Annotated in this window: 13 protein-coding genes; 11 read left to right on the top strand and 2 right to left on the bottom strand. The window is 41.6% G+C overall.

Features of this window, described 5'->3' with window-relative positions:
* Nucleotide 1: 1 nt before the first annotated feature.
* Nucleotides 2–1,111: an efflux RND transporter periplasmic adaptor subunit gene (locus CYG50_RS21820; protein ID WP_102139165.1), complete on the bottom strand. Its 1,110-nt coding sequence runs from the start codon at nt 1,109–1,111 to the stop codon at nt 2–4.
* Between the two features lie 12 nt (nt 1,112–1,123).
* Nucleotides 1,124–1,552, bottom strand: coding sequence for a DoxX family protein (locus CYG50_RS21825; protein ID WP_102139164.1), 429 nt, complete (start codon nt 1,550–1,552; stop codon nt 1,124–1,126).
* A gap of 98 nt (nt 1,553–1,650) precedes the next feature.
* On the opposite strand from CYG50_RS21825, the gene soxR reads away from it, so the two are divergent.
* The 11 genes from soxR (at nt 1,651) to CYG50_RS21880 (ending at nt 13,794) form a co-directional block, all read left to right on the top strand.
* On the top strand, nt 1,651–2,148 hold the full coding sequence (soxR, locus tag CYG50_RS21830) for a redox-sensitive transcriptional activator SoxR (RefSeq protein ID WP_102139163.1): 498 nt from the start codon (nt 1,651–1,653) through the stop codon (nt 2,146–2,148).
* A 232-nt stretch (nt 2,149–2,380) separates the two neighbouring features.
* Entirely contained in the window at nt 2,381–3,166 is a 786-nt protein-coding gene (locus CYG50_RS21835) for an SDR family oxidoreductase (protein WP_102139162.1), read from the top strand.
* 35 nt (nt 3,167–3,201) lie between these two features.
* The gene (locus CYG50_RS21840) at nt 3,202–4,446 is read left to right on the top strand and encodes a styrene monooxygenase/indole monooxygenase family protein (RefSeq protein ID WP_102139161.1); all 1,245 of its coding nucleotides are present in this window, start codon (nt 3,202–3,204) and stop codon (nt 4,444–4,446) included.
* Between the two features lie 14 nt (nt 4,447–4,460).
* A complete protein-coding gene (locus CYG50_RS21845; RefSeq protein ID WP_229597520.1) occupies nt 4,461–4,997 on the top strand; it encodes a flavin reductase family protein in 537 nt (178 codons plus the stop codon).
* A 14-nt stretch (nt 4,998–5,011) separates the two neighbouring features.
* Nucleotides 5,012–5,794, top strand: a complete 783-nt coding sequence (locus tag CYG50_RS21850; RefSeq protein ID WP_102139160.1) for a cyclase family protein — start codon at nt 5,012–5,014, stop codon at nt 5,792–5,794.
* A gap of 3 nt (nt 5,795–5,797) precedes the next feature.
* Nucleotides 5,798–7,411 (top strand): phytoene desaturase family protein, encoded by a 1,614-nt coding sequence (locus tag CYG50_RS21855; RefSeq protein WP_102139159.1) that lies wholly within the window; start codon nt 5,798–5,800, stop codon nt 7,409–7,411.
* Nucleotides 7,412–7,485: 74 nt separating this feature from the next.
* A complete protein-coding gene (locus CYG50_RS21860) occupies nt 7,486–8,379 on the top strand; it encodes a SphA family protein (RefSeq protein ID WP_231068994.1) in 894 nt (297 codons plus the stop codon).
* Nucleotides 8,380–8,915: 536 nt separating this feature from the next.
* Nucleotides 8,916–9,542 (top strand): fimbrial protein, encoded by a 627-nt coding sequence (locus CYG50_RS21865; RefSeq protein ID WP_102139157.1) that lies wholly within the window; start codon nt 8,916–8,918, stop codon nt 9,540–9,542.
* Between the two features lie 68 nt (nt 9,543–9,610).
* Entirely contained in the window at nt 9,611–10,306 is a 696-nt protein-coding gene (locus tag CYG50_RS21870) for a fimbrial biogenesis chaperone (RefSeq protein WP_181490137.1), read from the top strand.
* An 18-nt stretch (nt 10,307–10,324) separates the two neighbouring features.
* A complete protein-coding gene (locus tag CYG50_RS21875; RefSeq protein WP_102139155.1) occupies nt 10,325–12,808 on the top strand; it encodes a fimbria/pilus outer membrane usher protein in 2,484 nt (827 codons plus the stop codon).
* The gene (locus CYG50_RS21880; RefSeq protein WP_102139154.1) at nt 12,799–13,794 is read left to right on the top strand and encodes a fimbrial protein; all 996 of its coding nucleotides are present in this window, start codon (nt 12,799–12,801) and stop codon (nt 13,792–13,794) included. The genes CYG50_RS21875 and CYG50_RS21880 overlap by 10 nt, the downstream gene beginning before the upstream one ends.
* Nucleotides 13,795–13,831: the final 37 nt, after the last annotated feature.

The following is a 13,831-nucleotide window of genomic DNA, read 5'->3' on the forward strand; positions in this document are numbered from 1 at the left end:
CTTATGAACCTTGAGCCATGTTAGCGATAGGTTCAGACAATGTATCTTGAGCAACTGGGGTGACAGCAGAGCCGTCATTTAAGCGTAATTGCCCAGAGGTGACGACTTTATCGTTAGCACTCAAGCCATGCTCTATCTCAATTTTGCCATCCCAACGTTGCCCTGTTTTCACAGATACGCGCTTGACGGTCATCGCATCCCCTTCACCTTGTGTAATAAACACGGTATCGCCATAGGCGGTATATGTAACAGCGGTTTCTGGGATCGTAATGACTTCATTACTGGCTTGGCGAACCACATTCACATTGGCGTACATCCCGGCTTTTAATGTGCCATCACTATTTTCTAGAGTGGCTTGCAGGGCGATAGTGCGTGACTTACCGATGAGTGGGTCAATGGCCGTAATACGGGCTGGGAATGTTTTATTGGGATAAGCATCCACAGTAATATCAACAATTTGGCCTTGATGCAGTTCCGGAGAGGCCTGTTCATCTAAAGAGAAATTGAGCTTTAAGGTTTGGGTATCCACCAAGCTGGCGATGGCTTCACCGGGGTTTAAATATTGCCCTTCATGAACTTGGCGAATACCGATTGTCCCATCGAACGGGGCGCGGATTGTTTTTTGCGCAATCAATGCTTGGGTTTGGCGGATCAGGCCTTGGGCAATATCACGTTCAGCACGCGTGCTATCTACTTGAGCCTCTGCCACTAAATGTTGCGCAGATAATGAACGGGTTCTTTCGTATAAGCGAGCCGCATTACGCAACTGTGCTTGGTAGCGTGATAAATCAGCTTGTTCAACAGCATCATTGAGTTGCACTAATAATTGGCCTTTTTTGACTTGTTGGCCAGATTCAAATGCAATTTTCGTAATACGGCCATTGGTTTCCGCCGCGACTAAGACTTGGCTGCCAGCTTCTAATTCACCCACACCGTAAAAAGTGCGAGGTGCGGTATCTAAGCTAACAGGTGCCAACGCCACTTTTACGGGTGGATACTGGTAGGCTGCTTGTTCGTCTTCTTCATTTTGGGCATAGGTCGAATAAATCGCGCTACCCGCCCCAACAGCAACTAAAACGGAACAAAGTGTCATTATTGTTTTTTTATTCATTAAATTTTCCTTCTATTTCTGCGCTTTTAGCGCGAAATAAAGACCTCTAAAATGCCCTGCAATGGCGATAGCGATTAAGCCCCCAATAACGGCGATATGTTCAACAGCCCAAAACATCGCGATTTGAGCTTGTTCTCCCGTGTAGCTCCAAAAGGTGTGGACAACCACAATAGTGAGGAACAAAAACACGGCTAATGCCCCAGTACCAAGCCATAAAAGACGATTAAATAGCACAAGAACGGAGCCAACTAACATGACAGCAGCAGAAGCAATATTGAAAAACCAATCTGGGTGAAGACCTGCAGCACGCATTTCAGCCAGACTATTTTCATAATCAAAAACTTTGGCTAAACCAGATGAAATAAATAAAACCAAGATTAGTAAGCGAGCAATAAGCCATAAGCTATTGCTTTCTAACATTTTGGTAATCACCGATGGCATAAACCTATCCCCTTTAAAAAATAACCTCAATTGACAAACTAGCAGGGTCGCACTATAAAACCTTAAGTTAAGTTGAGGTCAAGCAAAGGTGAGCTAAAATGGCGGATAAAGACACAAAAACGATAAAACCTCAGAAAAATGAGGGGAGAAAAATTGATTTTACGCGGGCATTAACGGTGGGTGAGGTGGCAAAACGCGCTGGAGTGCCTGTCTCCACAGTCCATTTTTATGAGTCAAAGGGACTAATTCAAAGTACTCGTACTCAAGGGAATCAGCGACGATTTCATTCTGTTGTCCTTCGTTATATCGCCATTATTAAAGTTGCACAAAGTACGGGGATCCCATTACATGAAATTCAAGAGGCATTAGGGCGTTTCCCTGCAAATAGCGCACTAACTTCAGAGCAATGGAAGGAGATGTCGACACAGTGGCGTAAGTCTTTAGATAAGCGTATTCGGCAATTGACTCGTTTACGTAATGAATTGGATAACTGTATTGGTTGTGGTTGCTTATCACTCAGTGACTGCCCGTTGCGTAACCCTGATGATGTACTTGGTAGGAGAGGACCCGGTGCCCGTATTTTAGAGCGTCCATGAGTTACTTTATTAATTTCTGCGATTAATCATACTTTTCATTATTTGGATAGCCACTGCTGAAAGTGGCTATTTAACGATTTATATCATCACCTTGCTATTTAAATTACCGCACATAGTGGATATTTTTTGCGTCCATCGGCTACCCCTTTCCAACATATTTGCGTAACTATTCGTTATGTTAATTTTTTGTGAACTCATTGTAACTAAGTGAGAAGAAAAGAGGGTAGCAAAGATGAAAGGCTTGAATAATAAGATTGCCATTGTGACTGGGGGAGCGACCAAAATTGGTGCAACCGTTGCGAAGGTATTAAGTGACTACGGCGTTAAAGTCACGATTTTTGATATTGATACCTTGAATGGTGAAAAGGTAGCTCAAAGTGAGCCCAATATTGATTTTCTTCCTGTCGATATCACTGACGACCAACAACTTAAACAAGGCATTGATCGTGTTGCGCAAAAATATGGCCAACTCGATTTTTTAGTTAATCTGGCAGCCACTTATCTTGATGAAGGCCAGTTATCTACAAGGCAGGATTGGCTTACTGCGTTGAATATCAATGTGGTGAGTGCGGTGATGGCAGCGCAGTTTGCCAAAGTGCATTTCGCAAAATCAGGCAAAGGCGCCATCGTCAATTTTACCAGTATTTCTTCTTCTGTCGCCCAAACAGGCCGCTGGCTCTATCCCGCCTCTAAAGCCACTATGTTGGAGGTAACTCGCAGCCAAGCAATGGATTATGCGGCTGAAGGAATTCGTGTGAATTCCGTTTCTCCGGGGTGGACTTGGTCCCGAGTTATGGATGAAATCACGGGGGGTGACCGTCAAAAAACAGACCGTGTTGCCGCTGATTACCACTTATTAAAACGCGTCGGTGACCCGGAAGAAGTCGCTCAAGTTGTCGCGTTCCTGCTATCTGATTTGGCCAGTTTTGTTACAGGTGCAGATTACGCTGTCGATGGCGGTTATTCCGCTATGGGGCCTGAACAGGCTAAACCCGCAATTCCCCGTCTTGCACAGTAAGACACCACTTTAACTATTTTGTAGAGGAAAATACTATGCGTCGTATTGCTATCGTCGGTGGTGGTCAAGCGGGTATGCCATTAGCTTTAGGCCTACTCAATAAAGGTTATGAAGTCACGGTTGCAACAAACCGCACTCCAGATGACGTTAAAAATGGCCGAGTGATGTCGAGCCAGTGCATGTTCGATATTTCACTGCAATTTGAACGCGATTTAGGTATTAATTTTTGGGAAGAACAGTGTCCGCCGGTTGAAGGAATTGGCTTTACGGTTCCTCATCCCGAAAAAGCGGGGGAAAAAGTAATTTCTTGGCGTTCACGTCTCGATAATTATGCCCAAGCTGTCGACCAACGTATCAAAATGCCTTACTGGATGGAGTTATTTGCAGCTCGTGGCGGTAATTTACGCATTGAAGATGTTGGTATTGCAGAACTGGAACGCTTAGCGCAAACACACGATTTAGTCGTGTTAGCGGGTGGAAAAGGGGAAATTGTTAAACTGCTTGAGCGCGATGCTAGCCGCTCACCTTATGACAAACCACAACGCGCCTTGGCATTGACTTATGTGCATGGCATGTTACCAACGCCAGAGTTCTCACAAGTTTCTTTCAACTTGATCCCCGGTGTTGGTGAGTATTTTGTATTCCCATCACTGACGAATAGCGGTGATTGCCACATTATGGTGTTTGAAGGGATCCCCGGAGGGCCGATGGATCAGTGGAATGACGCACGTACTCCACAGGAACACTTGGCTTACAGTAAAAAAATTCTCAATACCTATTTACCTTGGGAAGCAGAGCGTTGTCATCATGTTGAGTTAACTGATGATAATGGCATTTTAGCCGGAAGATTTGCACCAACAGTGAGAAAACCGGTGTTAACTCTACCATCAGGCAACATTGTGTTTGGTCTAGGAGACGCATTAGTAACTAATGACCCACTAACGGGGCAAGGTTCAAATAATGCCACCAAGGCTTGTAAAGTCTATTATGACGCTATTTTAGCCCATGGTGATAAGCCTTACACTGCCGAGTGGATGAATGACACATTTGAGCAGTTCTGGAAGTATGGCCGCCATGTTGTGGAATGGACCAATTCCTTACTCGCCCCTCCTGAGCCCCATATTTTACACTTATTAGATGCAGCCCAGCAGTTGCCATCCTTAGCACACACCATCGCCAATGCCTTTAATTACCCGCCCGTATTATTCCCTTGGTGGAAAGATGGGGCTGCCTGTGAGGCCTATATTCAATCGCAAATGATGGAAGAAGCTCGAGCTTAATGGGGGATATCAGTATGTCTATGATTGCAGAGGATACACTCATGTGTGATAGGGAATGGGGCGATACCGAATTTGAATCAAAAATATTGCGTAATCTGCTGGGGTGCTATCCAACAGGGGTTGCGATTGTTACCACTCGAACTGCAGATGGCCGTGATGTTGGGTTGACTATCAACTCGTTTGCATCGCTATCACTTGACCCACCGCTAGTGTTATGGAGCTTAGTGAACCATTCACCAAACTTATCCGTATTTCGTGATTGCTCTCATTTCACTATCAATATCTTAGGTCACGGGCACCAAGAACTTGCAATGCGTTTTGCGAACCCGCGTATCGAAAATAAATTTGAAGATGTGGCGATTCACCTTACACCAGAAGGTATTCCCGCATTGCACGGAGCGATAGCGACATTGGTATGTGAAAACCATAAACAAGACACGATTGGCGACCACTTATTGATGGTGGGGCATGTTCGCCGTATCGGCAGTGAAACGGGTAAGCCACTAGTGTTCCATGGCGGTAGTTTTACTGCATTACATGACGCGCCTTAAGTGAGGAAGAGACTATGAACCAGCAAGTATTAATGACATTCGCAACACAATTGCAGGAAGGGAACATTCAAGTTATTGACCTGACACAAACGTTATCGCCTTCATTTCCAGCTCTGCAATTGCCTGAACAGTTCGGGCAAGTCTGGTCATTTAGCATGGAACAGATTTCTCGCTACGATGATAACGGCCCTGCATGGTATTGGAATAATTTTAGTTGCGGAGAACATACCGGGACGCATTTTGATGCGCCAATTCATTGGATTAGCGGTAAAGACCAAATCAATAATACGGTGGACACCATTCCAGTGGAAAACTTTGTGGCGCCAGCCGTTGTGGTAGATGCCAGTGCGGAAGTGGCTCAAAACCCTGACTGGGTATTAACTGTCGAGTTTCTGCAAAAGTGGGAAGAAAAGCACGGCACAATTCCTAAAGCCGCTTGGGTACTTTTTAGAACTGATTGGTCGAAAAAGGCGAATGACCCAGTTGCCTACGTCAGTATGCGTGAAGATGGTGCGCACACGCCGGGGCCATCTCAAGAAGCGGTAGAATGGCTTATTCACCAGCGTGATGTTAAAGGGTTTGGTGTTGAAACTATAAATACGGATGCAGGGCAGTCATATAGTTGGCCGGTTCCTTACCCTTGCCATACTTTAATGCATGGTCACAATAAATATGGCCTGCAATGTTTGACGAACCTCGACAAACTGCCTGCGACTGGTGTCGTGATTGTTGCTGCGCCACTTAAAATTGAAGGTGGCTCAGGCAGCCCATTACGTGTACTCGCACTTGTGGGGTGAGGTATGACAACAAACTCAACCCCTCAGGTCATTGTGGTGGGCAGTGGGATGAACTCCTTGATGTGTGCTGCCTTGTTGGCAGTACGTGGAAAATCCGTCCTCGTTCTTGAGCGAAATGATCGCTTAGGGGGCTGCATTCGCACTGAAAATTTATTTGAGGGCTATACCCACGATCTCCTTTCTTGTTGGTACTCCTTATTTGTTGGTAGCCCTGGCTACCAAGAGCTCGAACCCTATTTAAAGCAGTATGGATTAGAATTTGCACAATGTGATTATTCAACGGGTCTAGTGCAACCGGATGGCCAATCAATAGCACTAAAACGCGATATTTCTGAAGCGGCCAAGCAGCTCGACCAGTTGGCTCCGGGGGATGGCCTTGCATTTCGTAAGATGGCGGAACAACTATTTACACAAGATGCAGCGCTCACATTTGGCCTATTGGGACAAAACCCATACAGCGCCAATATGCTGAAATTATTATTTTCAGAATGGCGAAAACGTGGGGTCGATGGCTTGCTTGATTTTGCAAAAGCTGGAATAGAAAGCTTTCGCCGTTGGTCAGAACGTGAATTGCAGCACGATTTTAGCCGAGCTTTGATGGCGCCATGGGTATTACATACCGGACTTGGGCCGGATGAAGCCAGTTCTGCATTAATTGGCAAATTGACTTTTGCCGCGGTGGTCGCTGGTGGCATGCCTGTGGTGAAAGGCGGTAGCGCTCGTATCGTGGAAGCGTTTGCAAAGGTTATTGAAGCGCACGGCGGTCAGTTAAAAACGGGTATGCACGTTGAAAAAATCATCACCACAGGTGAGGGGAAAAACCAACGGGCAACAGGTGTGAAGGTGAATGGGCAAGTCATTGCAGCCTCTGAAAGCGTGGTTTGTAACGTTACCCCAACGCAGTTGTATGGTTCATTACTCGAAAATATTTCGCCACAAGTGAGGGAAAAAGCGAGAGGTTACCGTTATGGGCGTGCAGGTATGCAAATTCATTTTGCTTTAAGCGCCCCTCCCCCTTGGTGCAATCCTGAGCTGTTAAATGTACCACTGGTGCATTTCACTGAAAGCATGGAGCAGGTGTGTTTGTCGGTGACACAGGCAAATAATGGTTATTTACCCGATAAACCGACATTTGGTATTGGCCAACCTACTGCACTTGATCCCAGTCGAGCCCCCGATGGTGGGTGGATCTTATGGATCCAGATGCAAGAGTTACCTCGAATTTTAAAAGGGGATTCTGCTGGTGAAATTTCAATACCCGATGATGGACGTTGGAATGAGCAAGTGCGAGAGGCTGTTGCCGATCGAATTCAACAGCGTTTAGAGCTGGTAATGCCTGGCTTTTCTCATTTGATAGTGGGACGTAAGGCAATCTCTCCCGCTGACTTAGAAAACGACAACTGTAACCTTGTTGGTGGCGATCCTTATTCAGGGACGTGCTCCCCCGATCAGTTCTTCTGGTTGCGGCCTTTCGCAGCGACTGGCCAGACAAAAACACATCAAACTGCAGTCAAAAACCTTTTTCATATTGGCGCTTCAACGCACCCCGGCCCCGGTTTGGGTGGCGGTTCAGGTTACCTTGTTGCCCAAAAATTAGCAGTCAAACGCAGGACATAATAAATCGACAAAGGATTTGCGACATAACAGGTAAAGCACACACAGTAAGACAACCCACTATGGCAGGAAATATGATGAAAAAAATAACAATCAGTAAGCTTGTAGCAGGTTCGTGTCTCAGCGTACTTTCGTTTGGTGCGATTGCCACTGAAGGTGGCGGTTTAGGGGTATATCCCGATGGGCTAGAAAACTTTATGTCAGGGGCACTGCCACCGCAAGGGGTACATGTACTGATGTATGGGGGAAATGCACATTATGACAGCGTTCGTGATAATAAAGGGGATAAAATACCGGTTCCAGGTTTTAGTGTGAATGTTAACGTATTGGCACCGCGTTTTATTTGGGTGACTGATCAAAAAGTTTTCGGTGGTGATCTGGCTTTCCATACCATTGTGCCGTTGCTAGATGTAACCGCAAAAGCAGCAGGCCAAAAAGAGACCAGTCGGGGTCTCGGCGATGTCACATTTGGTCCTGCATTAGGGTTTCATCCATCGGCGGATTTACACTATGTGGTTGGGCTAGATGCGTATGCCCCAACAGGTAAATACAGCAAGACAGACCCATCAAGTTTAGGTAAAAATTATTGGGCGCTGCAACCGGTTTGGGCAATCAGTTATATACCGCCTGTTGGTGTAAATGCAGATTTGAAAATGATGTATGACTTTAACTTCCGTAATAACGATACGAAAACCCGCTCAGGGCAAGCATTTCACGCTGATTATGCACTAGGGTGGGGGTTTGGAAATGGTTGGGTGGCAGGTATTGGTGGCTATGCATTTTTGCAAATGACCGATGATAGCGGCCCGAATTCAGCTCAAGGCAAAGCTCGCGCATACTCAGTAGGGCCTTCGATTCGTTATGCAAACCCTCAGGGGTGGTTATTTACTGCAAAATGGGAAAAAGATTTTGAAGTTAGAAACCGGCCTGAAGGTTCACAAATTTATTTGAAAGCATCAATTCCATTCTAACTAATTATAGACATTCCTTTTTTCTATAACGCCTTATAGTTTTAATATTATACGGCGTTATGCTTATTAATACTTAAATTTATAGTAATTCTACGCATTTTAAATCCCCTTTATTCTTATTTTAAATATAAAGTATATATACGTGTTTTATATGTATAAAAACTTAAATGATATATTAAACTTATACCCGTTTTTAGTGTATTTATTGTCTGGGTTTTTCTCCGCTATTTAATTTTCTTAAATAATTAAGTTTTTATCTTTATGTTTATTCTGGTTATTTTTTAAATTCTATTAAATAAATATTAAATATCAAATAAAACATTTTATTTGATGTAATTTTATGTATTATGATTAATGTCATCCAGACGCTGGTTATTTTAAATCTGGTTTTTTATCATGAAGTAATATCTAGTATTAGTTTTCAAAGTATTAATAAAGAAACATTTGCTAACATTTATTAATAATTAAACACCCTGCTTCAGTTTGTTTAATTAAAATCTAATGTAAATACTGCTCTTTAATTAGAGGAACATATCATGAAAAAACTATTATTAGCTGCGATGATTACAACAAGTTGTTTTTCATTAAATTCATTTGCCGCAACAGATACTGTTGGTGGTGGTCAGGTGAATTTCTTTGGTAAAGTCACTGATATTTCTTGTACTATTTCAGTCGATGGTCAAGGAAGTAACGCTAGCGTATATTTAGCGCCAGTTTCAATTAAAGAAGTGAAAGCAGCCGCAGCTTTGACATATTTAAAACCGAAATCATTTGTTATTGATGTAACAAACTGTACTCAAACAGCAACATCAACACGTGCAGACGTTGATGTTAAATTAGATATGAAACGAATTGGTGTATATTGGAATGGCGGTAATATATTACAGAATCCGCCTACAGGAGCTGAAGGGTATTTAGCAAATACAGAGTCAACAGGAGCTAAAAATATCCAGCTTGTGTTAGCAACAAAAGGTGATTCTTCTTTATCCAGCACTAAAATTATCCCTGGTGATCCAAATCAAGCAAAAGTTGTTACAGACTTAACATCGATTAAAGATGGTGCTCGATTTACTTATTTCATTGGTTATTCGGCACCAAACCCTGCGATTGTGACAACGGGTTTAGTTAATAGCTATGCAACTTATGAAATAACGTATAAGTAATTTTTGCATTTTTGTTATAACAAGCGGTAGTTTTACTACCGCCTTTAAAAGAGGTGAAAATGAAAGTACTGAGTTTATTAAATATTTTTTTGTTATTTATTTGTCACTTTTCTTTTGCCAATAATATTATTGTTAATGGTACTCGGTTTATTTACGCTGAAAATGACAAAGAAATTACGGTCCAGCTAAATAATACAGCAAATAGACCTGCGGTTGCTCAAGTTTGGCTTGATGAAGGTGACCCAAAGGCCCTTCCTGAAACAATTAAAACTCCTTTTCAAATAACACCGCCAATATCAAAAATCTCTGCAAGTGGCGGGCAAACAATTCGAATAAAATTGGTTGATAGAACATTATTGTCGACAGATAAGGAGACTTTATATTGGCTGAATTTATTGGATATTCCACCAATTACAAAATCAGAAAAAAACGCTGAACAAAATATGCTGCAACTAGCAATCCGCTCTCGCTTTAAATTTATGTATCGCCCAAAAAATTTGGGTAGTAGAGAGTTAGCTCCTGAACAGTTACAGATTTTTGCAGGTAAACAAAATATCCAAGTTAAAAACCCCACTCCCTTTTTTATTACAATCACTGCTATCAATGACGAAAAGACAACACTTAATAGCGAAGCATTTATGTTAGCACCGGGAGAATCTCAAACTATCAAGATTAATGGAGTCGTAAATCCAGGAGATAATATAATAATCAATAATATCAATGATTATGGTGCAGAGGTTCCAGCAAAAATAAAAGTGAAATGATCGGATGCAAGGATGAATATGCGATTTAAAAAAAATAAAACTATTTTTTTCACATTGTCGATTATACCTATATTGGTTGTAACCAGTGAGGCTCATGCTGAAGAGCAAAGTTCAGATGAAATATATGAGTTCAATAGTGGTTTTATTGTAGGCAGCCAGGAAAGTATCGATCTTACCCATTTTAATGAAAATGAATTAAGGGAAGGGGTTTACTCGATTGATTTCTATGTTAATGGCTATTGGAAAGGTCGACATGAAATTCAATTAAGCAAAAGAGGTAAGCAAAATATAGCAGCATGTTATTCAAATACTTTGCTAATGAGCTTGTCAATTAACACTGCCGCATTGAACCCAACACTTAGTCGTAGCGAACAGTCGTGTGGTTTTCTGAAGGAATGGAACAACGATAGAAATATTAAGGAAACGTTCGACCCGACCAGCCTCAGGTTAGATTTAACGCTACCTCAACTCTATATTATACAGTCGCAAGCTGGCTATGTGCCGCCTGAATTCTGGGATAAAGGAATTCCTGCATTAAATACAGCATATCAAGCTAACTTTTATAGTAATAACCTTTCAGACTCATCCATTGAACGCTATTCCACGATGTATCTTGGCATTAATTCGGGTTTTTCATATAACGGTTGGCAATTAAAACACATCGGTAATGCCGCGTGGCAGGAAGGTGACAGTTTTCGATGGGATAGCAATCAAACTTATCTCCAAGCGCCATTAGTTTCTATGAAATCAACCATGACGGTGGGGCAATTTTATACCGAAGGTAACTTATTTGATAGTGTGAGTTTACGGGGGGTGAAAATAACAACGGATGACAGTATGTACCTTGATGGTGTTACAAATTATACACCGGAAATACGTGGAATAGCCCAAAGTAATGCACTAGTCACCGTTCGACAAAATAACACCGTTATCTATCAAACTACTGTTCCTCCCGGGCCATTTAATTTACAAGATGTGACACCGTCAGGCTATGGTAATGACCTTGAAGTGACTATCAAAGAAGCGGATGGAAGTGAAAGCTCTTTCTTTGTTCCGTATTCCTCATTACCCCAACTCTTAAGACCTAAGTTTACCCGCTACCAAGTTGCAACAGGTAAGTTAGATCAAAATAGTTATCGCCATCGCCCCTATATTATTCAAGGGACATTACAGCATGGCTACAATAATTATTTCACATTCTATACGGGTGTTAATGCGTATGATGATTATCAAGCATACATGCTGGGTACTGCTATTAATACACAAGTCGGGGCTTTGGCTTACGACATTACGAGTGCAAGAGTGAAAACACAAAACCATCGAGAAAATGGTTTTAAGCATCAATTAACACTGAATAAATTATTTTCAGATACAAAAACCAATTTTATTGTTAGCGGTAATATTCGCTCAAATGAGTCTTACTATGATCTGAATGAATCACTTTACCTTATTGATAATGAAAAGCGCCAAACAACTAGCCAACTACGGCATGAAAAGAAAAGTCTCAATTACACAATTAACCAAGAACTTCCCGAAAGCTATGGCGGTTTTTATTTTACCGGGCGGATAGTTGATTATTGGGATGATAGGAACACTGAAAAACAATACCAATTTAACTATTATAATCATTTTGATAAGTTATCTTACTCCGTTTCTTTTATACGGCTTTATTCCGACAATTATAAAAACAGTAAAGACGACAGGATAAGTATTAACCTTAGTTATCCATTATATTTTGGTGATAACCAACATATCTCATTGACATCAAATACTATATTCAATAACTCATCATTCGATGCAACCCAACTAGGTATTAATGGCTCTCTCGATGAAGATAACAATTGGGTTTATGGTATAAACTCTTCTTTCTCAAATAATAGTAATAATAACATTGCATTAAATACTGCTTATCGAACCCCTTACTCTTCTTTAAATGCAAGTTATAGCCATGGAAAACGTTATCGTCAGTATGCCCTAGGGGCTAATGGTTCAATGGTGTTTCATGCTGATGGCGTAACTTTTTCGCCAAATACATCCCAAACGATGGCTTTGATAGAAGCGAAAGATGCTCAGGGAGCTTCAATTGTAGGATCTCCGGGGACTCATATCGATAGTCAAGGCTATGCACTCGCATCTTATATGCGCCCATATCGCGTCAATACTATTGAACTCGATCCTAAAGGAAGCTCAGAAGATATTGTTTTTCAAAATACACTTAAAAACGTAGTTCCTTATGAAGGGAGTATCGTTAAAGTCAGCTTTGGTACGAAAGTTGAAAAGAGCAAAGTATTTGAAGTTAAACGCATTAACAATCAACCACTTCCATTTGGTGCTGAAATCAAAGGGGACTCGGGTGCATCGATAGGCAGTGTTGGGCAAGGTAGTAATATATTTGTTAATGATGAATATGAAGGTAAGGCAACGGTTGTTTGGCATGAGGGGGAGTGTTCATTCTTGCTTAACAAACAAATTGAATTGAATAGGAACATAGTATGCGAATAGTTTATTTATATTATTTTTCCGCTATTTTTTGCATTAGCTCTCCTGTGATGGCTGACTGTGTTCGTACCTCAGTGCCTCCCGTAGATATTAACATGGAATTAGGTCGAGTGGTCGTGAGCCCTGAATTACCCGTTGGTACTATAATTCGGGAGCGAACATGGAATATGGATATGGCAACAGCTGTATGGGCCGAATGTAGCGGCGGTACGGTATTAGATGCGAAAGTTGTCGCAAGTAAGCCTATGTCTGGGGATAATATTATCGAAACGAATGTTCCTGGAATTGGCTTACGGTTTATTCGTGATGCTGATGGCGGGAAGATAAAAATCACTTATCCCGGCCATTATACCGTGCCTGGGGAAGGTACAAAAAATGTTGTACTAGCGGGATCTACGTTTACTATTCAAGTGATTAAAATTGCAGATGTCACTGGCTCGGGGTCAATCCATCAAGGAGAGTACACCCGCTATGGTTATTTACCTGATTCGATATCTCCTGCATTGATTACACGTTTGAATGCCGATGCTATCACGATTGTTTCTCCTTCCTGCAAAATAACCTCTGGCGTAAACCAAAATGTAATAATGAAATCAGTGAAAAAAAGTGAGTTTACAGGTTTAGGATCAACCGCAGGTTTAACACCATTTGCGATTACTATGTTATGTAGTGGTGGTGTTAATGCGTCCAATACATCTAATATTTATATGTCATTTAATGGGGAACTTGCACCAGATACAAATAAAACTCAAGGTGTACTTGAAAATAGTTCAACAGAGCTTCAAGCTGCGGATGGGGTCGGGGTACAGGTTCTGACTAAAGAAGATAAACCATTGGAATGGGATAAAAAATATTTGGTAGGAAGCGTGGGAATACTTCAAGAAAAAGTAATAAATCTTAATTACATAGCTAAATATTATCAATATAAAAAAGAAATAACACCAGGGAAAATACAAGCTAAGATGATTTTTAATATTTCTTACGATTAGTAAATATATCTATAGTAAATATATCTATATTAATTAA

This window comes from Providencia huaxiensis (genome assembly GCF_002843235.3).
GTDB lineage: Bacteria > Pseudomonadota > Gammaproteobacteria > Enterobacterales > Enterobacteriaceae > Providencia > Providencia huaxiensis.

Coding starts and splice junctions, on each gene's coding strand:
- CYG50_RS21840 (WP_102139161.1), top strand. CDS start 3,202: ATGCGTCGTATTGCTATCGTCGGTGGTGGTCAAGCGGGTATGCCATTA.
- CYG50_RS21855 (WP_102139159.1), top strand. CDS start 5,798: ATGACAACAAACTCAACCCCTCAGGTCATTGTGGTGGGCAGTGGGATG.
- CYG50_RS21820 (WP_102139165.1), bottom strand. CDS start 1,111: ATGAATAAAAAAACAATAATGACACTTTGTTCCGTTTTAGTTGCTGTT.
- soxR (WP_102139163.1), top strand. CDS start 1,651: ATGGCGGATAAAGACACAAAAACGATAAAACCTCAGAAAAATGAGGGG.
- CYG50_RS21835 (WP_102139162.1), top strand. CDS start 2,381: ATGAAAGGCTTGAATAATAAGATTGCCATTGTGACTGGGGGAGCGACC.
- CYG50_RS21845 (WP_229597520.1), top strand. CDS start 4,461: ATGTCTATGATTGCAGAGGATACACTCATGTGTGATAGGGAATGGGGC.
- CYG50_RS21825 (WP_102139164.1), bottom strand. CDS start 1,552: ATGCCATCGGTGATTACCAAAATGTTAGAAAGCAATAGCTTATGGCTT.
- CYG50_RS21875 (WP_102139155.1), top strand. CDS start 10,325: ATGCGATTTAAAAAAAATAAAACTATTTTTTTCACATTGTCGATTATA.
- CYG50_RS21850 (WP_102139160.1), top strand. CDS start 5,012: ATGAACCAGCAAGTATTAATGACATTCGCAACACAATTGCAGGAAGGG.
- CYG50_RS21860 (WP_231068994.1), top strand. CDS start 7,486: ATGAAAAAAATAACAATCAGTAAGCTTGTAGCAGGTTCGTGTCTCAGC.
- CYG50_RS21865 (WP_102139157.1), top strand. CDS start 8,916: ATGAAAAAACTATTATTAGCTGCGATGATTACAACAAGTTGTTTTTCA.
- CYG50_RS21880 (WP_102139154.1), top strand. CDS start 12,799: ATGCGAATAGTTTATTTATATTATTTTTCCGCTATTTTTTGCATTAGC.